Origin of the sequence: Nitratireductor sp. OM-1 (assembly GCF_003296175.1) — a bacterium.
Lineage (GTDB): Bacteria > Pseudomonadota > Alphaproteobacteria > Rhizobiales > Rhizobiaceae > Nitratireductor > Nitratireductor aquimarinus.
In genome coordinates, this window is sequence record NZ_CP029209.1 from 77,577 (window position 1) to 102,320 (window position 24,744).

Genomic DNA, 24,744 nt, shown 5'->3' on the forward strand with positions numbered 1-24,744 from the left:
ATAGAAATGAACAAACGCCTTTCTTCGCTCATCCATTTCGCCCTTGCGGGTACCCTCAGTTTCGGGCTGGTCGCAGCCGCGTCGGCTAGGGAATTGCGGCTCGCCCATTTTATGTCGCCCATGCACCATATGCACAAGCGCATGATGCAACCCCTGGCAGACAAGCTCGCTTTGGAGACTGGCGGTGAAGTGACGATCCGCATCTTTCCTTCGGGCGAACTAAGCAAGAGCGGCGCGGCCCAGTGGAGAACGGCACTGACGGGTGTCGCAGATATCACGTTCGGCCTGCAAGGCTATACCAGCGAGACGTTCCCGCGCACCATGTTCGCCGTCGCGCCGGGTCTGTTTCACTCATCGGCGGAAGCCACAACAGCGATGTGGGAGAATATTGATGCATTGGCTCCTGACTATGAGCGCGCCAGGCTGCTCGCCATGTGGGCTGCCGAGCCGGCGATCATCATGACCAAGGATGTGCCGATCCGCACTCTGAACGAAATGAAGGGGCTGAAGATCCGCACTGCGGACCAAGTGGGCGCGGCCATCGTGCAGACGCTTGGCGCAACTCCGGTGCCGTTGCCGGCCAGCGAGATGTATACGGCCATCGATACCGGCGTCATTGACGGGATCATGAGCGATGCCAGCACAATCGAATCGTTCAAGCTGCAAGAGGTCGCCAATTATTTCACAGTCGGTCTGCCATCCAGCACATCGGCGTATTTCCTGGTCATGAACCGCCGCAGTTTTGACGGGCTGACTGCCGACCAGCAAGCCGCGCTCAATGCGCTGACAGGACGCGATCTCAGTATGGCGGCGGCAAGCTCCTACGCTACGGAGGCTTCGCGCGGGCTCGATATGGTGCGTGCGGCTGGCAAGACGATCATCGAGGTCGAACCGGAGGTGCTTGAGGACTTCAACGCCAGGTCGGACATCGTGATGCAGTTGATGCTGAAATCGGCAGATGAAGCTGGCGTAAACGGAGAGGCGATCGTGGAGGGGTTGCGCAGCAGTGCGTCGGCAACACGGTAGACGGAATCAGCATGCCCGGCAGGGGGGGGAGCCTGCCGGTGGCGCATGGGGCGCCCAACATAAAACAGGGAGGAAAATATGAGACGTGCAGCAGCAGGACTTGCAGGATTACTCGGTCTGGCACTCGGTGCCACGGCAGGGACCGCCAGCGCCACCGAACTAAAGGTGTCGCACTTCATGAGCCCGATGCATCACATGCAGGCCCGGGTTCTGGAACCATGGACGCAGAACCTCGCCAGCGAGGCTGCCGGTGACCTGACGTTCCGCATTTTTCCGTCGGGCGAGTTGAGCAAGAGCCCGGTCGCGCAATGGAAAACCGCGCTGACGGGTGTGACGGACATCGCGTTTGGATTGCCCGGCTATACAACCGAGAATTTCCCGCGCACCATGCTCACCGTGTCGCCGGGTCTGTTCGAGACCGCAGCCGAGGCGACCAACGCTATCTGGGACAATATCGAAGATATCGCGCCGGACTATGAGCGCGCCAAGCTGCTCGCGCTCTGGGGCAGTGAACCGGCGGTGCTGATGACCCGTAACACACCGGTCAAATCGCTTGCCGATGTGAAGGGCCTCAAGATCCGTACGGCTGATCAGGTGTCGGCATCGATCATTGAAGCATGGGGCGGTACACCCGTTCCTTTGCCGGCAAGCGAGATCTACACTGCCATGGATACCGGAGTGATAGATGGCCTGTTCATCGATCCGAGCGGCGTCCCTTCCTTCCGCCTCGACGAGGTGGTGAACCATGTGACGCTCGGATTGCCGACCCCGTCCTCCGCCTTCTTCCTAGTGATGAACCAGAACGCCTGGAACGGCCTCACCGATGCGCAGAAAGCACTGCTTGACGGCTTGAGCGGCCGACAACTCAGCCTCGATTCCGCAGCCTCTTACGCAAAGGAGGCTGAGCGGGGCATGGACATCCTGAAGAGTGCCGGCAAAAACACTGTCACACTGAATGCCGAGGCTCAGGCGGAGTTTGTCGAGGCGACGAGACCGGTTGCAGACAAGCTTGTCGCTGATGCCAACGGACGGGGTGTGGAGAACGCCGCCGACATTGCATCGGCTCTTGGCGGAAAGAACTAGGATACAAAGACGATGATGCGTGCGAAGGAAACTAGGCCGACGGTCGCCGACCGTCTGGCCGACGGGTTCGGTCTTCTGGGCGGGATAGCAATCCTGTTCCTGGCCGGGCTGGTCTTTTGCGATGTGGTGGGGCGTACCTTCGGGGTGCCAATATTCGGCGCGCGCGATATCATGGTGATGACGCTGGCAGTGATCGCTGCCAGCGGCTTTGCCAGCGGGGCGACGCAGGGTGTTCACATCGCCATCGATGCTCTGCAGCACGTCTTGCCGCCCTGGTTGCGGCGGGGCCAGCTCCTGCTGGCGGACCTGATCAGTCTGACAATCCTTGCCATTCTTTCCTGGCGCAGTTTCGTCGGCGGTACGGAAGCCGGCGATTTCGGCGAGCGGACGATGCTCCTGTCGCTGCCGCATGCGCCATTCTATTTCGCCCTATCTCTCGGCCTTGGTCTGTATGCCCTGGTGGTCGTGTTCGATATTGTCAAACGATTCAATCCGGGGAACGACGATGCCGAATGAGATGTATGGTCTGCTGGGCATTATCGGCCTGGCGGTGCTCCTGATCCTTCGTGTGCCGGTGGCGCTGGCAATCGGTATGGTGGGTTTCGTCGGCATCACTGCGCTGAGCGGTGTCAACACCGCGTTTTACATGGCCTCGTCGGAGGCTTTCGCCACCGTGACCCAGTATGAACTGGTCGTCATTCCTCTGTTCGTTCTTATGGGCAATATCGCCAGTGCGTCCGGCCTTAGCCGTGACCTTTACGATGCGGCCTTTGCCTGGATTGGCCGGCTGCGTGGCGGTCTTGCCTCAGCAACGGTCATCGGCTGTGCCGGTTTCTCGGCGCTGAGCGGCTCGTCCATCGCTTCGGCGGTGACCATGGGCCGTGTTGCCCTGCCGCAGATGAAGCGCTTTTCTTATTCGGATGCGCTGGCCACCGGATCGGTGGCTGCCGGCGGCACGCTTGGCATCCTGATCCCGCCTTCGACCGGCTTCATCATCTATGCCACGCTGACAGAACAATCGATTGGCCGCCTGTTCATGGCCGGGATCCTGCCGGGTCTCCTCCTCACCACGCTGTTCGTTGTGGCGATCTATATTGTCACGCTGATCCGTCCTGCCGACGGGCCTGCCGGTGAACCGTTCACTTTGAAGGAGAGCCTTCGAGCCGGTCTGCGTGCGTCTTTGATTGGCGGTATTATCGTCGTCACCATCGGTGGGATCTATCTTGGTTTCTTTACGCCCGCAGAGGCTGCAGGTATCGGCGCGATATTGACGCTGTTCGTCTCGTTCTTCCGTGGGCGGCTGAGCCTGACGCAGTGGAAGAATGTTCTGATGCAGACGGTGCGCACCACGTCGATGGTCTTCCTGATTTTGGTTGGCGCCAATATCTTCGCACCCTTTCTTGCGCTCAGCGACCTGCCGCATTTCATCAGTCAGGGACTGACAGCCCTTGATGTCGGGCCCTATGGAGTGCTGTTCTTGATCCTGGCGGCATACATTATCCTTGGGACCTTTCTTGAGGGCCTCTCGCTACTGGTCATCACCTTGCCCATCGTCTTCCCGGCCATCATTGCCGCGGGCTTCGATCCGATCTGGTTCGGCGTCATTGCAGTGATCGTTCTGGAAATGGGGCTGATCTCGCCGCCTGTCGGGCTCAATGTGTTTGTCGTTGCCAGCATTGCCGACAACGTGCCGCTGTCGACCGTCTTCCGCGGGATCATTCCGTTCTGGATCGCCATGGCGGTCTGTACGGTTCTGCTGATCCTGTTTCCCTCAATTGCGCTCTACATTCCGCAAACAATGATGGGAAACTAGCGTGACCGCGATATCGCCGGTTCATCGCTAGATTCCCGTCACAGCAAAGATTGCTTTCATGACTAATGCACGCGACAACCCAACCGGCGCCGATGCGGTGCTGTTCAGTCTTAAAGCCAACGGCGTCGACTACCTTTTCGCCAATGCGGGCAGCGATTTCGCGCCGATAATTGAGAGCTACGCCCGTCGCGGCGTAGAAGGAAAACGCGCGCCGAAGCCGGTCATCGTTCCCCATGAGGCGGCGCTGGTGGCCATGGCACACGGCTACTATCTGGTTACCGGACGGCCGCAGGCGGCCATGGTGCATGTCAATGTCGGGTTGGCCAACGCCGTCATGGGACTGATCAATGCCCATGCCGACGACGTGCCGGTGATCATGATGTCCGGCCGCACACCCCTGACCGAGCATGATCGGCCGGGTGCGCGTCGCACGCCGATCCAATACGGACAGGAACAGTTCGACCAGAGCGGCATGGTGCGCGAGTTGGTGAAGTGGGATTACGAACTGCGCTACGCCGAGAACGCGGCCAACCTGGTGTCGCGGGGCTATGCTATCGCCATGTCAGAGCCGGTTGGCGCGGTTTACTTGAGCCTTCCGCGCGAGCCACTGTGTGAGCCCGCGCCGGAATCGCGGGAGGGGGGGACGCCGCTTCAGGTGGCAGCGAGCCCGACTGCTCCCGATCCGCAGGCCATCGAACAGGCAGCTGCATGGCTTGCGGGGGCGAAGAACCCGCTTATTATTTGCCAGCGCGGCGACCCGGCGGGCAGGGTGGCGGCTCTTCTGGGCGTCTTGGCCGAGCGGCACGGCATCGCCGTCAGCGAAGTGTTCGCCACGCGCAACGTCATACCCAGCGATCATCCGATGCTCGTGGGTCCCAATCTGGCCGAGCTCTTGCCGGCCGCTGATGTTGTGCTCGTCGTGGATGCGCCGGTCGCCTGGATCGAAAGCGCTGCGCAGCCTGCCGAAACGGCCAAGGTAATCCATGTCGGTCCTGATCCGCTGTTCGCGCGCATGCCCGTGCGCTCTTACCGCGCTTCACTTGCGATCGCGGGAAATACCGCGCGCACCCTCGCCGCGCTCGATGCCGCGCTGGAGGAGCATCCGCCAGCCACAACTGCGCGGCGCAACACCATTGCCGCGGGACATAGCGCCTATCGCGCGAAGGTGGCAAAAACGGCCGAAGCGGGAAGCTGTGACGTGGCCAGCAAGGCATGGGTTGCGCACTGCGTTTCCGAGATCCTTGGCAATGACGGCATCGTCTTTAACGAACGGGGAGCGCCTTCCCCGTTCTACACACTCAAGGCCGGCAACAGGTTTTTCGGTAACACGCCAGCTGGCGGTCTGGGTTGGGCGTTGCCCGCTGCACTGGGCGCGCAACTTGCTGATCGTGAACGGTTGGTTGTGTGCGTTGTCGGCGACGGATCTTACATGTTCGCCAATCCCGTTGCGTGCCATCAGGTCGCGGAAGCTCACGGGTTGGCCCTGATAACGGTCATACTCAACAATAGTGCCTGGGATGCTGTGAGGCTCTCGACACTGGAGGTCTATCCCGAGGGATATGCCTCGCGCGCCAATGATTTTCCCCTTTCCGATTTATCACCGGCGCCCGACTACTGCGCCATTGCCGCCAGCTCACGTGCCTGGACCTGCGTGGTGGAGGAGGCAGGGGAACTGCCTGCTGCCCTCTCCAAAGCAGTTGCGGTTGTTCGTGAAGAGCGGCGGCAGGTGGTGATCGATGTGCGCGTGCGAGCGGAATGATGGAGTCAGTTTGCATCCCGCGTTTTAACGTCCCTCAGTATGAGTTCTAGATAGGTTGTACATTCACATTGAGGCGATATCCGTTGAAAGCAAAGTCCGGCCCGATGATGGGTCGAATGCGCCGGTTGAAACGTGTTTTTACCTGAAATGCATTCTCATTCAGGAGATGTTGATATGAATGTCGCCTGGGACAATTTCGCCATGATAACCGCTTTCCTGCAGACGTGATTGCTGAAAGATCAATTCGCGCGCAGCCATCGCGCCACGCTAATCTCGCGTGATTTTGTTATGCGAGAGCGCGAAAGCATCCCTGAAATCGCACTGTTTCCATACAGAGCGCCTCTTATTGTAACCTCTTCGTGGTATCTCATGGAAGTGATGCTGCTTGATCTTCTCACCACCGGTGACCTGCGCTGCGCTTTCTGGTGGGAGTAGCAACTCTCCTTTCCATCGCCTTTGTAATTTTCTCCGAGACTGAAGGCCGCAGAGACTGGAATAGCCCCCTGAAAGTGGTCCACCAACTGGGATAGTTTTGTCCCGCATGCTCTGAGACCGAACTTTGGAGCGCCGGTGGCTGGAGTTTTCCGGCTTTTGCTCTGAGACCGAACTTTGGAGCGCCGGTGGCTGGAGTTTTCCGGCTTTCTTCACGGTGACTGGCTGGCATCGCCACCGGGATTTTGTAATGCGATCGGGACGTTGTATCCGATCGCCGAGTGAGGCCGAACCTCGTTGTAGTATCTACGCCAATCCTCCAACTTTTCGCGGGCATCCGCAAGACTCAGGAACCAGTGTGCGTTCAAACACTCGGCCCGCAGCTTGCTGTTAAAGGCTTCGATGAAGCCGTTGTCCGTAGGCTTGCCCGGCCGTGAGAAGTCGAGGGTGACATCGTTCGCATAGGCCCACAGATCGAGGTCCCGGGAGATGAACTCGCTGCCATTATCGACCCTGATCGTCTTCGGATAGCCGATACGGCCACATACTCGCTCGAGCGTCTGGACGACATCCTCGCCGCGATAGGAGAAGCGCGGATCGACCGCTGGGCAATAGCGGGAATGAGTGTCGACAATGGTCAGGACACGGAGCTTCTTGCCGGTCGCGAGCTGGTCATGGACAAAATCCATGGCCCACACATCGTTCGGTCCGATGGCCTCCTGGCGATCCTCCCTGAGCTTGGCCTTCACCCGTCGCTTAGGGTGCCTGTTCCTGAGCTGTAGTCCCAACTCATTGTAAATCCTACGGGTCTTCTTCATGTTGATCGTCCATCCCTCACGACGCAACAGCACGTGGACACGCCGGTAGCCGTAGCGAACCCGCGTCTCGCAAATTTCCTTGATCCTTCGTTCGAGCGCGGCCTGACCGGTGCGACGGGACTTGTAGTGGTAGGTGGAGGTCTCGAACTTCAGTGCCTTGCAGGCCCGTCTGATCGATATCCCCCACTCCACCAGCATCCCGTCGACCAGCTTGCGCTTCCGGGCAGGCCTCAGAGCTTTCGGCGAATGACGTCCTGCAGCATCTCGCGATCAAGCGTCAGGTCAGCGACGATCTTCTTCAGCCGACTGTTCTCGTCCTCAAGGGCCTTCAGCCGGCGCATCTCATCTGGCAACAGTCCAGCATACTTCTTCTTCCAGTTGAAATAGGTCGCCTGGCTGATCCCGGCCTTGCGGCAGATCTCTGCCACGGGCACGCCGTCATCGCCCTGCTTCAGAATGAACGCCTTCTGCGCGTCCGAAAACTTCGATGCCTTCATCGCTCTCCGCTCCATTCCAGCCAGGGAAAACTAAGCGGAAAAATCTAACCAAAAGCGATCCAGTTTGTGGGGATCAGAGCAACCGAGCCGGTGCTGCATGCACGGCGGCTGGAACTCAAGGCACAGGGCAGGGCCCATGCGGCAAAAGCGCAGGCCTGACATTGGGCGTAACCGCACCGGCAGGGTCTGCCGGTGCAAGCGCCCGATCGCGCCGATTGGGGCGGCGCGGTCGGGACGTCTTCAGCTGCCCCAGATTGAGAACGGCGGTGGAAAACTAGACCACGGTAGCGGCAGGATTGTCCTGCTGCGGGCGTCGCAAAAGTCGTCCACTTTTTCCCTTTTCTGCTTGGCGCTGGGAGGGACGAGGGATCTACACCGTGGAATTATATCTGAAGGTTCGAGTTGCTTGCGACGGCGCTATGAGCCAGCGCGAAGCGTCGAAGCATTTCGGCATATCGCGCGACACGGTTCGCAAAATGATGACGTATTCGGTTCCTCCCGGCTATCGACGGCGGGCTCCGGTTCGGCGTCCAAAGCTGGAAGCGTTCATCCCAATCATTGACGGATGGCTTGAGGCGGATCGGACGGTTCCGCACAAGCAGCGTCATACGGCCAAGCGGGTGTTCGACCGGCTCCGTGACGAACACGGGTTTGCTGGCGGGTACACGATTATCAAGGACTACATGCGTGATCGGGATCGGCACGGCCAGGAGATGTTCGTGCCGCTGGCGCATCCTGCCGGGCATGGACAGGCGGACTTCGGCGAGGCCGTGGTTGTCATCGGCGGTGTCGAGCAGAAGGCGCACTTCTTCGTGCTCGACCTGCCGCACAGCGATGCGTGCTATGTTCGCGCCTACCCTGCAGCCGTGGCAGAGGCATGGGTGGACGGCCATGTCCATGCCTTCGCCTTCTTCGGCGCTGTGCCGCAGTCGATCGTCTACGACAGCGACCGCTGCCTGGTGGCAAAGATACTGCCCGACGGCACACGCAAGCGCGCGACACTGTTCAGGGGCTTCCTGCCCCACTACCTGGTCCGGGATCGTTACGGCCGTCCTGGTAAGGGCAATGACAAGGGCAGCGTCGAAGGTCTGGTCGGCTATGCCCGGCGCAACTTCATGGTGCCGATCCCGTGCTTTGCGACGTGGGAAGACTTCAATCTGTGGCTTGAGGATCAATGCCCCAAGCGTCAGGGCGACCGGCTGCGTGGCGAGAGCGAGACGATCGGCGAGCGTCTGCAGCGTGACCTTGCCGCCATGCGGCCGCTGCCGGCTTCCCCCTTCGATGCCTGCGACCAGGCCGGTGGCCAGGTCTCTTCCCAGGCGCTGGTGCGCTATAGGACCAACGACTACTCTGTTCCGGTCGCATATGGCCATCAGGACGTGTGGATCCGGGGCTATGTCGACGAGGTGGTGTGAATAGATGGAGTGGTTGCCGCTCTACCCACCCGACGATCCTCCAACAGAACGCGTCGGGTGGGTAGAGCGGCAACCACTCCATCTATTCAACCAACTTGTTTAAAAGAGAATGCGGAAACCCACTTACCGGCAATAACGAGCTCAGTACCAGAGCAAAGAGCCTATCCAGCTTGACCGTGAGCAATGATTGTTTAGCCGACCTTACAAATCTCGATGCTTCTCAAAATGTTTGGATGACTGTTCGGGTATCGCACAGCTGATTGATTGTGTCCGAGCCACCAATTCGACCCAAACCGCTGGATTTGCCGCTTGCGCCCCCGAACGGAATATGGGGCTCCCAGAATATGCTCGCATCGTTGATGTTGACGATCCCGGTTTGCAGGGCGGACGAGAAATACTCAGCCCGCTTGAGGCTCTCGGTATAGACCGCCGCGCAAAGTCCGTAACGATTATCGTTCGCGGCTTGCAGGATCGCGTCTTCGTCGTCAAACGACAGGATCGGTATGACCGGGCCGAAAGTCTCCTCGCGGTTGAGCAGGCTCCCGGTATCCAGACCGGTCACCACGGTCGGTTCGAAATAGTGAAGGTCGGCATTGCGCCGGTCCCGGCTGCCGCCGCGCAGGATCTCGGCGCCACGGTTCCGGGCATCCGTGATATGCGCTTCGATTTTCTCCAGCACGGCCGCGTTGTTGAGCGGCCCCATCGTCGTCGCGGGATCCAGCGGATGACCGAGGCGCACCCGGTCTGTCGCCGCGAGCACCTTCTCGACGAAACGGTCATGAACCGACCGCTGAACCAGAACCCGCTCGGATGCCGAGCAAACCTGCCCGGCGTTCAGATAGGCGCCGAGCGCTGCCCCTGCCGCTGCGCTGTCTAGATCGGCGTCGTCGAGAACGATCACCGGCCCATTGCCGCCTAGTTCGAGAAGCTGGCTCTTGCCGGCGGCAGCACGCGCCACCTTCAGCCCGGTCTCCGGGCTTCCGGTAAAGCATATCGCATCGATGCGGGGATCTTCGGAAAGCGCGGCACCGGCCTCGGCGCCGCTTCCGATGACGAGGTTCAGCGCGCCGCGCGGCAGGTCTGCTTCAACGAGGACTTCCATGAAGACTGCGGCGCAGAGGGCAGTCGTCGGCGCGGGCACCCAGACCACGGTATTGCCGGCTGCAAGAGCGGCGGAGATGTATTCGGTGGGGATGTTCACCGGAAAGTTCCAAGGCGTGATAACCCCGACGACGCCCTTGGGCACAGCAGAAACGGTCACGCGCTTGCCGGGAGTCGCGGCGCTGGGCATGCGCCCCTCCTGCCATCGCACAAGTTCGCCGGCATGACGGAAACCTTCGGCTGCGAGGTCCGTCTCGGCCAGCGCCTCGGCCAGGGTTTTGCCCTGGTCCCAGGACACCGCCTCGGCGATCCTTTCTCGCGCATTGTGGATCGCCTCGCCGATCCGCTGGCAGAGCGCGGCGCGGTCCCAGACGCCGAGCTTCGCCATGCGTGCAGCACCAGTCCGCGCTGCATCGAGCGCGGCGCTCACCTCGGCCTTGCCGGAGCCGGGCAAGGTGCAGAGAAGCCCACCGTCGGCGGGCGCGATGGCCCTAAGAGGCGCCCGGTCGCATGCACGCCATGCACCGTCGATGAAATTTCCCGCCACGCGGTAGGAGGGCGGCGTAAAGGCGGTGGTCATGGACGGGTCTCCAGCGAGCAGCTTTCCACAGTCACGGCGTCGAGCCGTGCGATATCCGGAATGGGGGTTTCACCCGCGCCGGCGGGCATGAAGCGGCAGCCTTCCGAAAAGCTCAGTGGCCCCGTGATGTCGCTGTCATAGTGTGCAGCGGTGGGGAACAGGTCGCCCGGATAGGCAAAGTTGGGCAGGCTCGCCAGCGCGATCAGGGCCGACATGCCGACACCGCTTTCCAGCATCGATCCGACCCAGCAGGGAATCCCCGCATCCCGCGCCATATCGTGAAGGCGGACCGCCGTGGCGATGCCGCCGGTGCGGCCGATCTTGATGTTCAGCATGCGGCAGGCGCGAATCGCCAGCGCCTGCTCGAAATCGTGAACACTGGTCACGGATTCGTCGAGGCAGACCGGCGTCCCGATCCGCTCCTGAAGCCAGGCATGGTCGATCAGGTCGCGGGTGCCGAACGGCTGCTCGATCATGGCGAGCCCGAATCCGTCGAGTTGGCGCATCAGCGCAAGGTCGTCGCGTCCGTAGCCCGCATTGCAGTCGACATGGAATGTCTGCCGCGGGAAAGCTTCGCAGACAGCCCGGACGACGTCCCGATCCCAACCGGGCCGTATCTTGAGTTTGATGCGGCTGAACCCGTCATCGGTGGCCTGTCCCACCTTGTCCAGAAGCATGTCCAGGCTGTCCTGCACTCCGAAATCGGCGCCGGCCTCGACTGGCTGTTCCTTTCCGCCGAGCAGGGCGGCAAGGGAGATGTTCCGTGCTTGCGCGAACAGGTTCCAGACCGCCATTTCGAGAGCGGACTTGGCGAAGGGGTTGCCGCGGAACAGGTCGAAGAGGGGACCGACGTCCGTCGGATGTTCGAGGCGCGCGCCCAGGAGCCTGGGCGCCAGGAAGTCGCGGGCAACATGGAAGCAGGTTCCCGCAGTTTCAGGCGAATAGGTCGGCGCATGGAGAGGGGCCGCCTCGCCCCAGCCGGAATGTCCGCCGGCGCACACCTCCACGATGATCCCGTCGATCGAGGGGTCTTCGCCATAGGCCGTCCGCCAGGGATAGCGGAGAGGCCGGGCCACACGGTGGATGCGGACGGTATCGATGCGGAGTGTCATGCAGCGTCACCCCGCATCCGCTCGATGGCATGGAGCATGCCGCGCAGTTCCGCCGTGGCCTTGGTCATCCCGATGGGCGCATAGCCGGGATTGCCGTCCTGGACGTCGAGATCGCCGAGAATGTGTTGCCCATGGTCGGCGCGGAAAGGAATGTCGCAGCGCAGCGCGCCCTCTCCGGCGCCACGCCTCGCATGTTCCTCATCGACCAGCAGCCGCGCGAGTGCGAAGAGATCGGCCTTGTCGCTCAGATGCTCGGCTTCCTGGAAGCTCCAGCCGGCCTCCGCGTGGTATTCGAGATGCTCGACGGCGCGAAGATGCGCATAGTGCACGCGGCCGCGCAGGACCGAAGCGATCTTCACAAGATCGTTCTTTGGCGAAGCGCCGAGCGCACCGGAGCAGAACAGGATGCCGTTCGTGGCCGACGGCACCGCGTCGAACAGCGACTGATAGTCCTCGAGGCAGGACATGATCTTGGGAAGGCCGCAGATTTGCCATGGCGGATCGTCCGGATGGACGCCCAGCAAGCCTCCCTCGGTTTCAAGAACGTCGCAGACGGCGCCGATGAAATCATAGAGATGCGCGCGATACTCCGCGCGGCCGAGCCGGTTGTAGTCAGCAAGAAGGGCGTCGAACGCGGATCGGTCATGCCGGCTGTCGCCGCCGGGCAGGCTTGTGGTGAGCATCGATTTCAGTTCGGTGCGACGGGCGTCGTCCATCGTGTCGTAGCGGTCTTTCGCGGCGGCGAGCACGCGGGGGGAATAGTCGGTCTCGGCGCCGACCCGGCGGATCAGGAACAGATCGAAGACGGTCACGTCGAGCGCGTCATAGGCGACCGTTTCTGCGCCGGTGGGGAGAGGGCGGGTCAACTCTGTGCGCGCCCAGTCGATCAGGGGCATGGCGTTGATCAGGATGCGCCGCACGCCTTGCCCGCAAAGCCGGCGCACGTTTTCTTGCATCGTCCCGATGTAGCGCCTGGCGTCGCCGCGCCCGAGCTTGATGTCATCGTGTATCGGGATGCCGCCAAGCACCTCCCAGCGAAGCGTCTGGCCCTCGGCGTTCCGGTGCGCTTCCACCATCTGCCGTCGCTCGGCGATCAGCGCATCCGTCCACGCGGCGCCGGCGGGCAAATCGCTCAACGAGGTTTCGAGCATGACCGCGCCGGTTTGACCCACCCGCGAAAGGGGCATTGGATCCGAGGGGCCGAACCATCTCCAGCTCGACCTCATGCGGCGGTATCCTTGTGCGCCGCCAGTGCTGCGTCGAGGGCCTCGCGGGTCCGCGCAAGCTTTGCGTCGGTCGCTGCATGCTCGGAGGCGGGGATGTCATGAACGGCGCGTCCCATCCGGAAGCCCCGCATCGCAAGAGCCTCGCGGAAGGCAATGGGCACTTGGACTGCGTAGAGTGCTTGGATCAACTCCATAAGCGACATCTGCAACGTGTTGGCCTCCGCCAACTTGCCGGCGCGGAACAGGTCGCGGATGCGCACCATGACCTCGGGCACCACGGCGTTAATGGCGCTCATCGAGCCCGAACCGCCGACCGCCAGGCTGGCGTAAAGCAGTTCCTCGCGGCCGGTCATCAAGCCGATCTGGCGGCCGGTGGCGCGAATCCTGTCGAGAAAGTGGAGATAATCCACCATCGACCCGCTCGAATCCTTGAGGCCCGCCACGGCGGGGTACTGCGCAAGTTCGCCGAAGAGCTCCGGCGTGAGCGGCTGGGCATAGGCAGGAATATTGTACAGCACGATCGGCAGGCCGGCGCCCTCAATCACGTCGCGGAAATACTGGCGCAGATAGGCTGGCTCAAACCGATAGTAGATGGGTGGCGGCGTGACGATGCCGTTGCAGCCTGCGTCCCGGGCAAGCCTGGCAATGGCCAGGGCGTCCCTGGAGTTTGCCGCAATCGCGCCCGGCAGGACCTGCGTCCGCCCGGCGGCGCGCGAGGCGACCCGGTTGATCAGCGCTTCCTTCTGCGACAGATCGAGATGCAGGGCTTCGCCGGCCGAACCGCAGGGAAAGATCCCGTCGACCCCAGCGTCGCAATAGAAGTCGACAAGCGCGTCGACTGTATCCAGGTCGACGCGGCCACCACCGTCAAACGGCGTGAGCATGACGACGAAGACGCCAGAGAAATCCAGTTTCTTCATATGGTTACTCCGCAATGGATAGGCATTTTTCTGCATGGAGCTGCAGGATTGACGATTTGGCATACATAGTATACCAATACCTTCGACATAGCAAGAGCGCTCGTCGCGTGCTCCAATCCAATCAAGGGGGAAGTTCATGTTGAAACTGACTTGTCTGAGCGTTGCTGCGCTCGCCTTCACGGCGGCGGCATCAAATGCCGAAACACTGCGGTTCGGCCATGCCTACGAGACGTCCGAGGCATTCCATGTCCGCTCCCTGGAGGCGGCGGAAGAAATCAAGGAACGCACGGGCGGACGCTACGAGATCGAGATATTCCCGGCCTCTCAGCTCGGCAGCCAGGCCGAAATGAACGAGAGCATCAATCTCGGTACACTCGACATGGGCTATGTCAGTCCCGGCCTCATGGCCGAAATCCATGCGCCCATCCAGTTGCACCTCGCCCCGTTCATCTGGCGCGACATGGATCATTTCAACGCATATCCGGGTAGTGATATCTACAAGGACATCACGGCCGGCTACGAAGCCGCCAGCGGCAACAAGATCCTCGGCCTGACCTATTATGGCCAGCGCCACGTGTCTTCCAATAAGGCGATCGAGAAGCCCGAAGACATGCGCGGCCTCAAGCTTCGCATTCCGCCGGTTCCGCTGTTGACCATGTTCGCCGACTCCGTAGGGGCCAATGCCACCCCGATCGCCTTCGCAGAAGTCTATCTGGCGCTTCAGCAGGGCACCGTCGATGCGCAGGAGAATCCGCTGCCGACGATCAAGGCCAAGAAGTTCCATGAGGTTCAGAGCCATATCGCCCTCACCGGACACCTTACCGATGGCTTCTTTGCCGTCGTGAACGGCGATGTCTGGTCGCGCATGAGCGACGAGGACAAGGCCGTTTTCCAGGATGCCTGGACCAAGGCCGCCAGCAATGCCTCCGCCGACATCGTCGCCCAGGAGGCTGAACTCGTCCAATGGTTCCGTGATCAGGGCGTTACCGTGACGGAGCCTGACCGGGCCGCTTTCGCCGCGCTGGTCGAGCCGAAATGGACCGAAGGAAATGTCGGCTGGACCACCGAGCAGGTGGAAGCCATCCGCGCGCTGGGCAAGTAAGCTGCAACGCATCGCGCGCGCGCCGTTCGATTGGAGCGGCGGGCGCGACCAAGCTGGAGGTGGCCCGTGCTCCCACGCATCTATCGTCTGCTCGGCAGCGCCGAGAATAGCGCTGCGATCCTGTTGATCAGCGCCCTCGCACTGGTCGTTTTCCTCCAGTTCTTCACACGCTATGTACTGAACGCCTCGTTCGGCTGGACCGAGGAGGTCGCCCGCTATCTCATGATCGCGACGTCTTTCCTTGGCGCGGCGATCTCGGTGCGGCACGGAACCCAGCTTCGGATCGAGCTCTTCGAGAAATGGTTCGGCCGCAATGCCGCGAACTGGGCGGAGCGCTATGTCATCCTCCCGGTGAACATCGCCACCTTCTTCTGGATCACGTTCTACGGTTGGGAACTGGCTTCGCGCACGCGGCGATCGATGACGATGGTCGACCTGCCGCTGACCACACTCTATTGGCCCGTCGTAGGCTTTTTCGCACTCATGGTTCTGCACAGCGTGGTGCATGTGTTCACCGGCACGCCGCGCCCCGATTTTTCCGCTGAGGAAGGTGCTTCCCGATGACCGTCCTTCTGTTTGTCCTGCTGTTCGCTGGTCTGTTTCTGGGACTGCCGGTCGGCGTCGCCCTGCTGGGGTCGTCGATCCTGTTCTTCGTTGTCGAGGGCCTGCCCGAACTGACCGTCCTGCAGCGCATGATCGGTGGGCTGGACAGCTTTCCGGTGCTCGCGGTCCCGTTCTTCATTCTCGCCGGCTCGCTGATGAACGCCGTCTCCGTCACGGATCGCATCTTTGACTTCGCGCTGGCCTGCGTCGGCTGGCTGCGCGGCGGTCTGGGGCATGTGAACGTCGCGGCCAGCGTCATCTTCTCCGGCATGTCGGGGGCCGCCGTCGCGGATGCGGGCGGCATGGGCAGCATCGAGATCAAGGCCATGCGCGACGCGGGCTATGACGATCGCTTTGCCATCGGCATCACCGCCGCCAGCTCGGTGATCGGCCCGCTGATCCCGCCGTCGCTGCCAATGATCTTTTATGGCGTGGTGGCTTCCGAATCGATAGGCCGCCTCTTCATGGCTGGTGTCGTTCCCGGATTGCTGACGGCGCTGATGCTCTCGCTCATGGTCGTGGTGATTTCCAAGCGGCGGGGCTATGGGCGGGACCGCTCCTTCGCCTGGATCGCCCTTGTTCACAGCTTCCGCCGTGCCTTCCTCTCGCTGTTGACGCCGGTGATCATCATCGGGGGCATCGTGAGCGGCATGGTGACCCCGACCGAAGCGGCCATCGCGGCGGTGTTCTACACGCTGTTCCTGGGACTTGTGGTCTACCGGAACCTGACCATGAAGAAGCTGGCGTCCGTCATGCTGGAAACAGTCGAGGCGACCGGTTCGGTCATGTTCGTCGTCGCGTCGGCCACCGTCTTCGCCTGGATTCTCACGGCGAACCATCTCACAGAGCAACTCGCGGGCCTGCTTCTCTCAATCGCCGACAACAAGATCGCGATATTGCTGATCATCAATCTGATCCTGCTCATTGTCGGGTGTTTCCTCGAAACCATCGCCGCGATCACCATCCTTGTTCCGGTGCTCCTGCCCATCGCGGTGCAGTTCGGCGTTTCGCCCGAACATTTCGGCGTGATCGTCGTGTTCAACCTGATGATCGGCCTGTTGACACCGCCCATCGGAATGGTGCTGTTTGTTCTCAGCCGGGTCGCGCAGGTGCCTTTCGAACGCGCGGTCGCGGGCACGATTCCATTCTTCATTCCACTGTTTATTGTGCTTGCTATCATCACTTTCGTTCCCGCGGTTTCAACATGGCTACCGGGAGTGATATACGGCCCCTGACAGGGCGGAGCAGAGACGTTGGAATTCAAGCAGGACGAAGTAAGGGCTGAACGGCTTTACGAGCAGGTCGAGCGCATTCTCGCCAAGGAGATCGTTGGCGGGAAGTATGACGAAGCCGGTTACCTCCCCTCCGAGCGAAACCTGATGGAGCGCTTCGGCGTTGGTCGTCCGGCAATTCGCGAGGCGCTCTTTTCGCTTGAGCGTCGCGGTCTGGCTACCCGTCATCAGGGCAAGAGGGTGAGGCCGCTCAAGCCGGGTTTCGAGACGGTTATCCAGCAACTCGACCTCGTGGTCGAGAGCAGTTTGCGGGAGCGGGCCAACCTGCGGCACCTGATGGAGCTGAGGCGTTTCATCGAAAGCAGCCTGGCCGAAAAGGCGGCGCAAACGGCCACCAAGGCGGAGATCGCCAAATTGTGGGCCATACTTGAAGAAACCCGGAAGAGCACCCACGACCAGGAACGCTTCTGGCAGGCCGATATCGCTTTCCACGAAGCCCTGGCGGAAATTTCCAACAACCCGATCCTCCCCGAGATCGTCAAGGCGATCGCCCGCTGGCTCATCGGCGAGCGACGGATTACGTTGCCGGACGTGGAGCGGAACAAGCAAGTCTGCGATCACCATGAGGCGATCATCACGGCGATCGAGGCCGGTGATGGCCCGGCCGCATCGCAGGCGATGAGCCGACATTTTCGCGACACCGAGCAGGTCTTGGGGCTTTCAAGTTAACTTACCGGGTTGGTTTGCAAAGCTTGAGGTGGAGTGGCGGCTCTGCCACTGACAGGAGAGCCTTCTGCCGTTGGTTTCGTAAGCTAGTGGGTTGACCCAAACGAAAGAGTCCGATTTGAAGATTCTCGTCTGATTGCATTTGTGCGAACCTGCGCAGCGCACCGGAATGTTCATCAATGTTTCGGCTTGGGACCGCCGCAGGCTTGAACAATCATCTCTGATCGGAACACGGCCCAGAAGCATATCTGGCGGGCGCATATCATCGTGCTTACCGACGGGAGATTTGGCACGCACGCTATCATGGCCTCTACGGGGAAGCCGGAGACAACCATCTGGCGCTGACAAGAGCGGTTTGCTGAGTCAGGGGCGAGGCCAGTTGTCCGACAAGGCCCGCCCGCCGCAGGCGCCTCCACCGCACGAGGCGGCGCTTTGGACGGCACGGCCATGGCGAAGGCCGTCGGGCTCGGTGTCGCGACCGTGCAGCGGATCTGGGTCGCGCACGGGCTCGCGCCGCACCGTTGGCGTGTTTTCAAACTGTCGAAGGCCCCCGCTTTCGCGGACTAATTGCACGATATCGTGGGCCTATACGTCCGTCCGCCCACCTATGCCGTTGAGAACGGCGGTGGAAAACTAGACCACGGTAGCGGCTTGATTGTCCTGTTGCGGGCGGCTGAAAAGTCGTCCACTTTTTCCCTTTTCTGCTTGGCGCAGGGAGGGACGAGGGATCTATACCGTGGAATTATATCTGAAGGTTCGAGTTGCTTGCGATGGCGGTGTGAGCCAGCGCGAAGCGTCGAAGCATTTCGGCATATCGCGCGACACGGTTCGCAAAATGATGACGTATTCGGTTCCTCCCGGCTATCGGCGGCGGGCTTTGTCGGCCACCGGCAAGCATCCGCCACGGCATGGCGACATGGGGTTTCCCGTTCGCTGCTGACGGCTTGGCGCCGGCAGTATCGAAACGGTGAGCTCGGCGCTGTCGGTTCGGCGTTGTTTGCACCGGTGGCTTTGGCGGCGCAGGCTCCCGCCGCCCGGATGGAAACGGGTGATGCCTGCCCGGCACTTCGGCACGTGCAGGTTGAGATCGTGCTCGTCAACGAGCGTCGGCTGATTGTGCCGACGGTTGTCGACCCCGAGGCTCTGACCCGGATACTTTCCGTGGCAGACAGGGCGTGATCGCGTTTCCTGCCGGCACGAAGGTCTGGATTACGGGCGGTGTCACGGACAAGGGCGTCATGTCGGTGGGTTGCCGCTGGCGAATATCAGCCTCGATAAGCGCCTGCTCCCTCACATTCGCCACAGCCGGTTTGCGTCCGTTCCAGATCGCGGGTCACCGAAACAGGGAGGAGGTGCTTTACACACGTCTTCTAAATCTAATTGCCGATCTGGGCTATGACGCCCGCTTGGGGCTGAATACAAATCCATCGGTGTTTCCGAGAGCACACTCGGTTGGTTCGCTGAAATGAAATGAGGGCTGTAGCTGACCGCCCGCCTTTGCTTCAGGTAAAACCGGAGCGAAGCTGCAACCTAACGTGCGCCTCCGGCGATCATGTGAATTGCGCGCGCCGTATCACCATCCACCACAAGCGTTTTGACGATGCCGCTTTCGAGCAAGGCGCAGGTGGCTTCCGCTTTCTCGATGCCTCCGGAGAGCAGCACCGTATGAGTGGCACGCAATGCTTCGAAATCCACTGCCAGGGTGCGCTGGTTAAGCACATGCTGGACAGGCGCCCCGTGGGCGTCAAAGAAAATTCCGTTCGTGTCACCAATCGCGCCTGCCTCGTGAAGCTCGTTAAGCTCGACTTGCGAGATCATGCCTGAACGACGAAGCAATGAGTGCTCCGTGAGTTCGCCGACAGAGATGATGGCCATATCCGGCTGCCTGGCCATTTCGAGAACGGAGCGCACGGTGGTCTGCGACAACAGTATATCGCGGTCCTCCGGAGTGTTGGCAATGAACGGCACCGGCAGGAAATAGCCTTCGGCGCCGGTCGCCCTTGCCAGAGCCTGCACCACTTCAAATGGATTGAAGGCGCTGTTGGCGGTGAGTGAGCCCATAAGACTGACAAAGCGCGCTCCGGGTGCGCTGACGCCGGCCATGTTGCGCGTGATGTGGTCAAGGGTGCGGCCCCAGCCCGTGCCGATCACGGCGTCACCCTTGCGTGTGATCAGTTCTCTCACCAGCGTCGCCGCCAGCGATCCGACCGCGCGACGTGGGTATTCGGAAAGAGCACCTGGTAATTGAGCGTCTCTACCGAGGCCCAGAGCGGGGGAGCAGATGCACCGTTCGAGATTGAAGCGTTGGCGCAGCTCGTCCTCCACCTCCAGAAGACCGTTGCTCCGTGAATCGATCGAGATCGACACGATGCCGGCATCCTTGGCGCTTTGCAGCAGCTTGTTCACGCGCGCTCTGGTGGTGCCCAGGCGGTTTGCGGTCTCTTCCTGATTGAGCCCCCCAACATAGTAGATCCATACCGCACGGCTCATCAGTTCGTGGTCGTCACTCTCGATCATGATGATCTCCTAAACGGTGGCGCTTGGACTGACAATCGAATATCGGCATCGAATTACAAATGTATCGATGCTTGACAAATGTATCAAGCCGCGTCACGTTTGGCTTGTGGACGCCATCGGGAGGGCCGTGGGCATCTTCAGTTCAGGGAGGAAATCATGAACAAGTTTGCAAAGAGCTTGGCACGCTGCGTGGCCGCAGGCGCTGTAATTGCAGCCACCACTGCTGTCGGCTTCACGCAGGATGCGCTGGAAATCGCGTGGGTTCACTCAAATGCTGCGGCGCAGTCCGAGCAGCGCGTGAAAGCCGGGTTCGAGGAATGGCTGGGTGAGAGCGGAAACTCCTGGAATGTCAGTTTCCTCGACAGCCAGGGCTCGGGCGAGGCCACCGCGTCGAATCTTCAGGATGCTGTTTCGCGCGGTGTGGACGCGATCATCATTACGATGTCGGACTTGCGCGCATCCAAGGCAGCAATCGACGTGGCCATCGAGGCCGGAATTCCGGTTTTCTCCGTCGATAGTGGCTTCGTTGAAGGCATTCAGGTGGATGTCACCACCAACAACTGGGCGATGTCGGCCGATGTCTCACCGTATCTTCTCGATCAGATTGGCGGCGAGGGCAATCTCGTCTTCTTCCGCATGGCCGAGCATCATGGAACACGCAAGCGCGGCGACGTCATGGAGAAGGTCCTTCAAGAATACGGCAATGTGAAAGTGCTGGCCGAGCACAATATCGATTACACGGCCTTCTTCGAGGACACGACGTCTTCGATGCAGGACTATGTGGCGCGCTTCGGTGACGAGATTGACGCTGTCTGGGCGCCCTGGGATGAACCGGCGCAAGCGACCATCAACGTCATGAAAGCTGCCGGGCTGACCGATGTGAAAGTCATCGGCATCGACGGACACCCGCAGGCCGTTGCCGAGGTCTGCAAGCCAGACAGCATGATGATTGCAACTGTGAGCCAGCCTTTCGAGGGCATGGGGGCGCAAGTTGGCGAATGGATCAAATCCATCGTGGTGGACGGCAAGGCGCGCGAGGAGGTGATTCCGAGCGACATCGTCTACATGGACGCGCCTCTCGTGACGAAGCAGAACTGCAAGGACTTCATGTAGTCCTGACGACCTTGCGGACGGGGCGCATCTGGCGGCCCGTCCCGCGCTGTCCCATTTCACCAATCTCGACAGGAGACCGTGCATGTCGGTGCATCTTGCCGATATCCTTATGGAATTTCCGGGCACGCGGGCACTGGATCGCGTCGATGTGACCTTCCGCTATGACGAAGTGCACGGTCTTGTCGGCGAGAACGGTGCCGGGAAAAGCACGTTCGTCAATATCCTTGGTGGTTCACTCCAGCCCTCGCGGGGATCCATCACCGTGAATGACAGCGCGGTGGTTCTTTCCAGTCCGCGCGTCGCGCTCGGCCATGGCATTGCGCATGTAAGCCAAGAGGGGAGCCTCGTTCCCTCGCTGACCGGTGCGGAAAACATCATGCTCGGGGCAGAACCGCGCCGTCCTTTCGGTATCGTGCGCCGGCGCACGCTGCGAAGCGAAGCCGAGCGGCTCATGTCCACTTGGTTTCCGGGTTTGGCGATGGATCTTCACCGACCGGTAAAGGACCTTGCGATGGCCGATCAGAAGGTCATCGAGATCGTGCGCGCGCTCAGGGGGAATATTCGGCTTCTCATTCTCGATGAGCCTACGGCGACATTGGAAGCGCGGGAGAAGAAGCGGCTTTGGGACATCATCCAGTCCCTGCCCCAAAGGGGCGTGGGTGTCGTGTTGATCTCCCATTTCCTGAGTGAGGTCGTGGCGCTTTGCGATCAGATCACCGTTTTGCGCGACGGCAGGCATGTCGGGACACTGGACAAGAGGAACGCCACAGAAGCCGATCTCACAAATCTCATGTTGCGGCGCGAAGAGGATGTCTATTCGGATATACCCGAAACGCGCCCGCGTGATGATCAGCCATCGCCGGCGACGACAGGACCGGTGGTTTTGTCCGTTGAAGACTGGAAGACCGGAGAAGTCGAAATAGATCGTTTCGTCTTGCGGCGGGGCGAGATTGTCGGGCTGATCGGTCTGACAGGAGCCGGCCATAACGGTTTTGCGCGCTCGCTCTACATGCGTCAGGGCAAACTGCGCGGGACGATATCCGTTAACGGCAGCGAGGTTCGCGCTGGGGGAATCCGCGCCATGCAAAGAGCCGGCGTAGCGCTGGTTCCGGACCAGCGTATGGAGAACGCGCTTGCCGGCGAGGGGAGCGTCGTTGAGAACCTGACAATGGTTCACTCGCAGTTTGCTGCGCGGGGCGGTGTGTTGAGCCGCCGCAGGGAAAGCCAAGAAGCGGCGCGTATCATCGATCTTTTGAACGTCAAGACACCGAGCCAGCGCCAACTGATCCGCAATCTTTCGGGCGGAAACAAGCAGAAAGTCTCCATAGGCAAATGGCTGTACGGTGCCGACGACAAATACAGCGTCCTGGTCTTCGTTGAACCCACGGAAGGCGTCGATATCGGGGCGAAGATGGAAATTTACGCTCATCTGCGCCGGCTTGCAGAGCGCGGGGCGGCAATCCTCATCGCCTCGTCAGATCTCGGCGAGGTTGCGCAATTGTGCCATCGCGCTGTCCCCTTTGTTCACGGCAGGCCAGGGGAGGACATACCGGCCTGTGAGTTCTCCGAAAGCCGTTTCATCAAAGCCATCACTGGAGATGCCGCATGACACCGCAAGCCGGCTCCCTCGGTAAGGCACCCGCTGCCGCCGAAAGCAAATCTGTCCGCTCAGACTTCATCCAGCGTTATTCGACGCTCGGGGTTCTGATTCTCATGTTCCTCGGGTTCTCCCTCTTCGTTGATCGCTTTCTGACGCCGTTCAACCTGACGAACATTCTTCAGCAAATCGCCATCCTGACGATTGTCGGTTCCGGGCTGACCTTCGGCTTCGCGGCCAGGGAAATCGACCTTTCAGTGGGCTATACGGTGGGCCTTTCGGGCATCTTGGTGCCGCTGCTTCTCACCATGGGATATCCACTTGTCGTCGCTCTCGGCGCCGGGTTGGCAGCGGGCATCGGGGTTGGTCTCGTCAACGGATTGCTGGTCACGAAAATCGGCATTCCATCGCTTATCGCCACTCTGGCTGTGGGATCCATCCTCTTCGGCGTGAACTTTCTGATGACCGGGGGGCGCGCAATATATGGCGGTCTGCCTGACGCTTATCTCATGCTTGGCCAGGGGCGGATTTTTGGAATTCCCAATCTGGCTTATTTCATGATCATCGCCGTGGCGATTGCCTGGTTCGTCATGGAGCGAACGGTGTTCGGCCGCTATGTCTACGCAGTTGGCGGGAACCAGAAGGCAGCAGAGCTTTCGGGTGTGCATATCACGCTCTACCGGATGGCGGCGCTGGTGCTGGTCTCCGTCTTCGCGGTTATTGCCGGCGCTTTGCTGGCCGCGAGACTGGGGTCCGGGCAACCCAATGCAGGCGAACGCTATCTGCTTGATGGGCTCGCCACCGTATTCATCGGCATGACCATGTTTCGACCCGGCACTGCGACGGTGCTCGGAACACTCTGCGGCGCGCTCTTCATCGGCGTGATCAACAATGGCCTGAACCTCATTGGAATGGACACTTACATCCAGAACATCGTGAAGGGTGTGATCATTCTCGTCGCGGTCGCCATCGTATCGCGCACCACCAAACTCAATCTCCTGTAAGGAAGGCAATATGACTGCACCCATCGACACGGCAGTTGCGGAAAAAGTGCCGCGCTCGAACACCGAGCTTCTTGCGCTCTACCGGCAGATGCGCCGGGTGCGCATATTCGAGGAGCGGGTTGGCGAGCTTTTCGTTCGCGGGCAATCGGCGGGCTCCATGCTGCATTTGTCCATTGGCGAAGAGTCGGCGGCGGTGGGCGTCGCCTCTCTGATGAGGGATGGAGACACATTCACCACTCACCACCGGGGCCATGGCATATTCCTTGCCCGGGGTGCAGATCCCAACCGCATGATGGCAGAGATCGGCGGCAAGGAAGAGGGCTATTGCCGCGGGAAGGGCGGCTCCATGCACATTGCCGACATGGGGCTTGGACACCTTGGCGCCAACGCCATTGTGGGCGGTGGCATCCCTGCTGTTGTCGGTGCCGGCCTAGCATCAAAGCGCGAGGGCAAGGGCGCGGTCTCCATCGCGTTCTTCGGTGATGGCGCAATGCAGCAGGGCATCCTCTACGAGAGCATGAACATGGCTGCGCTGTGGGACCTGCCGGTCATTTTCGTCTGCATCAACAACCAGTACGGTATGGGGACACGCATCGAGCAGGCAACAAAAGGCCGTGCGCTTCATGAGCGCGGGCTGGCGTTCGGGCTGAATTCAGAGACCGTGGACGGGCTGGATGTACGCGACGTGCGTGCGGCGGCGGGCCGGATTATCGACGGTGCCCGGGGAGGCACACCCGGTTTTCTTGCTGTCGAATGCTACCGCTTCTTTGGTCATGCCCGCATGGACAAGAGCCCCTACCGTACGCCAGAGGATGAAGAACAGGGACGCGCGAAAGACCCGGTTGGGTTTGCCCGCAAAGCTCTGGTTGAAAGCGGAGAGAGTAGCGAGGCTGACCTCGATGCCCTCGACGCCGAGATCGCGCAGGAAATGGACGCGACCATCGACTTCACGGTCGCCGCGCGTGAGCCGGCACTTCAGACGATGTTCCGCGACGTCTATGCGCCTGGTGAGCCGGAGCCGGAATCCGTGGCTGCCCGCATCGACCGCATTCTGGCAGGGGACTGAGA

20 protein-coding genes and 1 pseudogene are annotated in these 24,744 nt (G+C 60.9%); 15 read left to right on the forward strand and 6 right to left on the reverse strand.

The genetic code is table 11. The annotated features are described in order from the left end of the window. Window positions 1–6 precede the first annotated feature (6 nt). The 6 genes from DEJ54_RS19515 to DEJ54_RS23300 all read left to right on the forward strand — a co-directional run bounded on the left by DEJ54_RS19515 (window position 7) and on the right by DEJ54_RS23300 (window position 6,116). Window positions 7–1,026: a TRAP transporter substrate-binding protein gene (locus DEJ54_RS19515; RefSeq protein WP_113156457.1), complete on the forward strand. Its 1,020-nt coding sequence runs from the start codon at window positions 7–9 to the stop codon at window positions 1,024–1,026. 78 nt (window positions 1,027–1,104) lie between these two features. Then, on the forward strand, window positions 1,105–2,109 hold the full coding sequence (locus DEJ54_RS19520; RefSeq protein ID WP_113156458.1) for a TRAP transporter substrate-binding protein: 1,005 nt from the start codon (window positions 1,105–1,107) through the stop codon (window positions 2,107–2,109). A gap of 12 nt (window positions 2,110–2,121) precedes the next feature. Then, complete coding sequence (locus tag DEJ54_RS19525) at window positions 2,122–2,625, forward strand: TRAP transporter small permease (RefSeq protein ID WP_113156459.1); 504 nt, start codon at window positions 2,122–2,124, stop codon at window positions 2,623–2,625. Next, window positions 2,615–3,922 carry a TRAP transporter large permease gene (locus DEJ54_RS19530; RefSeq protein WP_113156460.1) on the forward strand — a complete coding sequence of 436 codons (1,308 nt, stop codon included), beginning with the start codon at window positions 2,615–2,617 and terminating at the stop codon, window positions 3,920–3,922. Before DEJ54_RS19525 ends, DEJ54_RS19530 begins: the two co-directional genes overlap by 11 nt. Window positions 3,923–3,980: 58 nt before the next feature. Beyond that, entirely contained in the window at window positions 3,981–5,681 is a 1,701-nt protein-coding gene (locus DEJ54_RS19535) for a thiamine pyrophosphate-requiring protein (RefSeq protein ID WP_113156461.1), read from the forward strand. Window positions 5,682–5,909: 228 nt separating this feature from the next. Next, a complete protein-coding gene (locus tag DEJ54_RS23300) occupies window positions 5,910–6,116 on the forward strand; it encodes a hypothetical protein (protein ID WP_162742394.1) in 207 nt (68 codons plus the stop codon). A 209-nt stretch (window positions 6,117–6,325) separates the two neighbouring features. Here DEJ54_RS23300 and DEJ54_RS19540 read toward each other — a convergent pair. After that, window positions 6,326–7,428, reverse strand: a protein-coding gene (locus DEJ54_RS19540) for an IS3 family transposase (RefSeq protein ID WP_113154401.1) whose coding sequence is annotated in 2 segments (ribosomal slippage) — window positions 6,326–7,167 and window positions 7,167–7,428 — 1,104 coding nt in all. Because the reading frame shifts where the segments join, the coding sequence is not laid out codon by codon here. Between the two features lie 419 nt (window positions 7,429–7,847). Between DEJ54_RS19540 and istA the strand changes: the two are divergent. Further along, window positions 7,848–8,840, forward strand: a pseudogene (gene istA / locus DEJ54_RS19545) (IS21 family transposase); the annotation flags it as partial. A 223-nt stretch (window positions 8,841–9,063) separates the two neighbouring features. On the opposite strand, the gene DEJ54_RS19550 reads toward istA, so the two are convergent. The 4 genes from DEJ54_RS19550 to DEJ54_RS19565 are packed head-to-tail and all read right to left on the reverse strand — an operon-like array spanning window position 9,064 to window position 13,782. Further along, window positions 9,064–10,524: an aldehyde dehydrogenase gene (locus DEJ54_RS19550; RefSeq protein ID WP_113156462.1), complete on the reverse strand. Its 1,461-nt coding sequence runs from the start codon at window positions 10,522–10,524 to the stop codon at window positions 9,064–9,066. After that, the gene (menC, locus tag DEJ54_RS19555) at window positions 10,521–11,636 is read right to left on the reverse strand and encodes an o-succinylbenzoate synthase (protein WP_113156463.1); all 1,116 of its coding nucleotides are present in this window, start codon (window positions 11,634–11,636) and stop codon (window positions 10,521–10,523) included. The genes DEJ54_RS19550 and menC overlap by 4 nt, the downstream gene beginning before the upstream one ends. After that, window positions 11,633–12,862: a mannonate dehydratase gene (gene uxuA / locus DEJ54_RS19560; protein WP_113156464.1), complete on the reverse strand. Its 1,230-nt coding sequence runs from the start codon at window positions 12,860–12,862 to the stop codon at window positions 11,633–11,635. Before uxuA ends, menC begins: the two co-directional genes overlap by 4 nt. Next, window positions 12,859–13,782: a dihydrodipicolinate synthase family protein gene (locus tag DEJ54_RS19565; protein WP_162742395.1), complete on the reverse strand. Its 924-nt coding sequence runs from the start codon at window positions 13,780–13,782 to the stop codon at window positions 12,859–12,861. Before DEJ54_RS19565 ends, uxuA begins: the two co-directional genes overlap by 4 nt. A gap of 136 nt (window positions 13,783–13,918) precedes the next feature. Here DEJ54_RS19565 and DEJ54_RS19570 point away from each other — a divergent pair, with 136 nt between their 5' ends. The 4 genes from DEJ54_RS19570 (at window position 13,919) to DEJ54_RS19585 (ending at window position 17,448) form a co-directional block, all read left to right on the forward strand. Then, on the forward strand, window positions 13,919–14,884 hold the full coding sequence (locus DEJ54_RS19570; RefSeq protein ID WP_113156466.1) for a sialic acid TRAP transporter substrate-binding protein SiaP: 966 nt from the start codon (window positions 13,919–13,921) through the stop codon (window positions 14,882–14,884). 66 nt (window positions 14,885–14,950) lie between these two features. Continuing rightward, complete coding sequence (locus tag DEJ54_RS19575) at window positions 14,951–15,448, forward strand: TRAP transporter small permease (RefSeq protein ID WP_162742396.1); 498 nt, start codon at window positions 14,951–14,953, stop codon at window positions 15,446–15,448. Continuing rightward, a complete protein-coding gene (locus DEJ54_RS19580) occupies window positions 15,445–16,722 on the forward strand; it encodes a TRAP transporter large permease (protein ID WP_113156468.1) in 1,278 nt (425 codons plus the stop codon). The genes DEJ54_RS19575 and DEJ54_RS19580 overlap by 4 nt, the downstream gene beginning before the upstream one ends. An 18-nt stretch (window positions 16,723–16,740) precedes the next feature. Continuing rightward, window positions 16,741–17,448 carry an FCD domain-containing protein gene (locus tag DEJ54_RS19585; protein WP_113156469.1) on the forward strand — a complete coding sequence of 236 codons (708 nt, stop codon included), beginning with the start codon at window positions 16,741–16,743 and terminating at the stop codon, window positions 17,446–17,448. A 1,527-nt stretch (window positions 17,449–18,975) separates the two neighbouring features. On the opposite strand, the gene DEJ54_RS19595 is transcribed toward DEJ54_RS19585, so the two are convergent. Then, entirely contained in the window at window positions 18,976–19,962 is a 987-nt protein-coding gene (locus DEJ54_RS19595; RefSeq protein ID WP_113156470.1) for a sugar-binding transcriptional regulator, read from the reverse strand. A gap of 156 nt (window positions 19,963–20,118) precedes the next feature. Between DEJ54_RS19595 and DEJ54_RS19600 the strand changes: the two genes are divergently transcribed. The 4 genes from DEJ54_RS19600 to DEJ54_RS19615 all read left to right on the forward strand — a co-directional run bounded on the left by DEJ54_RS19600 (window position 20,119) and on the right by DEJ54_RS19615 (window position 24,742). Then, complete coding sequence (locus DEJ54_RS19600; RefSeq protein ID WP_113156471.1) at window positions 20,119–21,075, forward strand: substrate-binding domain-containing protein; 957 nt, start codon at window positions 20,119–20,121, stop codon at window positions 21,073–21,075. Window positions 21,076–21,157: 82 nt separating this feature from the next. Continuing rightward, window positions 21,158–22,684 carry a sugar ABC transporter ATP-binding protein gene (locus DEJ54_RS19605; protein WP_113156472.1) on the forward strand — a complete coding sequence of 509 codons (1,527 nt, stop codon included), beginning with the start codon at window positions 21,158–21,160 and terminating at the stop codon, window positions 22,682–22,684. Continuing rightward, the gene (locus DEJ54_RS19610; protein WP_113156473.1) at window positions 22,681–23,676 is read left to right on the forward strand and encodes an ABC transporter permease; all 996 of its coding nucleotides are present in this window, start codon (window positions 22,681–22,683) and stop codon (window positions 23,674–23,676) included. Before DEJ54_RS19605 ends, DEJ54_RS19610 begins: the two co-directional genes overlap by 4 nt. A gap of 10 nt (window positions 23,677–23,686) precedes the next feature. Beyond that, window positions 23,687–24,742, forward strand: coding sequence for a thiamine pyrophosphate-dependent dehydrogenase E1 component subunit alpha (locus tag DEJ54_RS19615; RefSeq protein WP_245447836.1), 1,056 nt, complete (start codon window positions 23,687–23,689; stop codon window positions 24,740–24,742). Window positions 24,743–24,744: the final 2 nt, after the last annotated feature.

Bases quoted from the DNA above. Each gene is read 5' to 3' on its own strand.
- DEJ54_RS19600 (WP_113156471.1), top strand. From the start codon at position 20,119: ATGAACAAGTTTGCAAAGAGCTTGGCACGCTGCGTGGCCGCAGGCGCT.
- DEJ54_RS19515 (WP_113156457.1), top strand. From the start codon at position 7: ATGAACAAACGCCTTTCTTCGCTCATCCATTTCGCCCTTGCGGGTACC.
- DEJ54_RS19550 (WP_113156462.1), bottom strand. From the start codon at position 10,524: ATGACCACCGCCTTTACGCCGCCCTCCTACCGCGTGGCGGGAAATTTC.
- DEJ54_RS19525 (WP_113156459.1), top strand. From the start codon at position 2,122: ATGATGCGTGCGAAGGAAACTAGGCCGACGGTCGCCGACCGTCTGGCC.
- DEJ54_RS19605 (WP_113156472.1), top strand. From the start codon at position 21,158: ATGTCGGTGCATCTTGCCGATATCCTTATGGAATTTCCGGGCACGCGG.
- menC (WP_113156463.1), bottom strand. From the start codon at position 11,636: ATGACACTCCGCATCGATACCGTCCGCATCCACCGTGTGGCCCGGCCT.
- DEJ54_RS19520 (WP_113156458.1), top strand. From the start codon at position 1,105: ATGAGACGTGCAGCAGCAGGACTTGCAGGATTACTCGGTCTGGCACTC.
- DEJ54_RS19570 (WP_113156466.1), top strand. From the start codon at position 13,919: ATGTTGAAACTGACTTGTCTGAGCGTTGCTGCGCTCGCCTTCACGGCG.
- DEJ54_RS19530 (WP_113156460.1), top strand. From the start codon at position 2,615: ATGCCGAATGAGATGTATGGTCTGCTGGGCATTATCGGCCTGGCGGTG.
- uxuA (WP_113156464.1), bottom strand. From the start codon at position 12,862: ATGAGGTCGAGCTGGAGATGGTTCGGCCCCTCGGATCCAATGCCCCTT.
- DEJ54_RS19595 (WP_113156470.1), bottom strand. From the start codon at position 19,962: ATGATCGAGAGTGACGACCACGAACTGATGAGCCGTGCGGTATGGATC.
- DEJ54_RS19565 (WP_162742395.1), bottom strand. From the start codon at position 13,782: ATGAAGAAACTGGATTTCTCTGGCGTCTTCGTCGTCATGCTCACGCCG.
- DEJ54_RS19615 (WP_245447836.1), top strand. From the start codon at position 23,687: ATGACTGCACCCATCGACACGGCAGTTGCGGAAAAAGTGCCGCGCTCG.
- DEJ54_RS19580 (WP_113156468.1), top strand. From the start codon at position 15,445: ATGACCGTCCTTCTGTTTGTCCTGCTGTTCGCTGGTCTGTTTCTGGGA.
- DEJ54_RS19610 (WP_113156473.1), top strand. From the start codon at position 22,681: ATGACACCGCAAGCCGGCTCCCTCGGTAAGGCACCCGCTGCCGCCGAA.
- DEJ54_RS19535 (WP_113156461.1), top strand. From the start codon at position 3,981: ATGACTAATGCACGCGACAACCCAACCGGCGCCGATGCGGTGCTGTTC.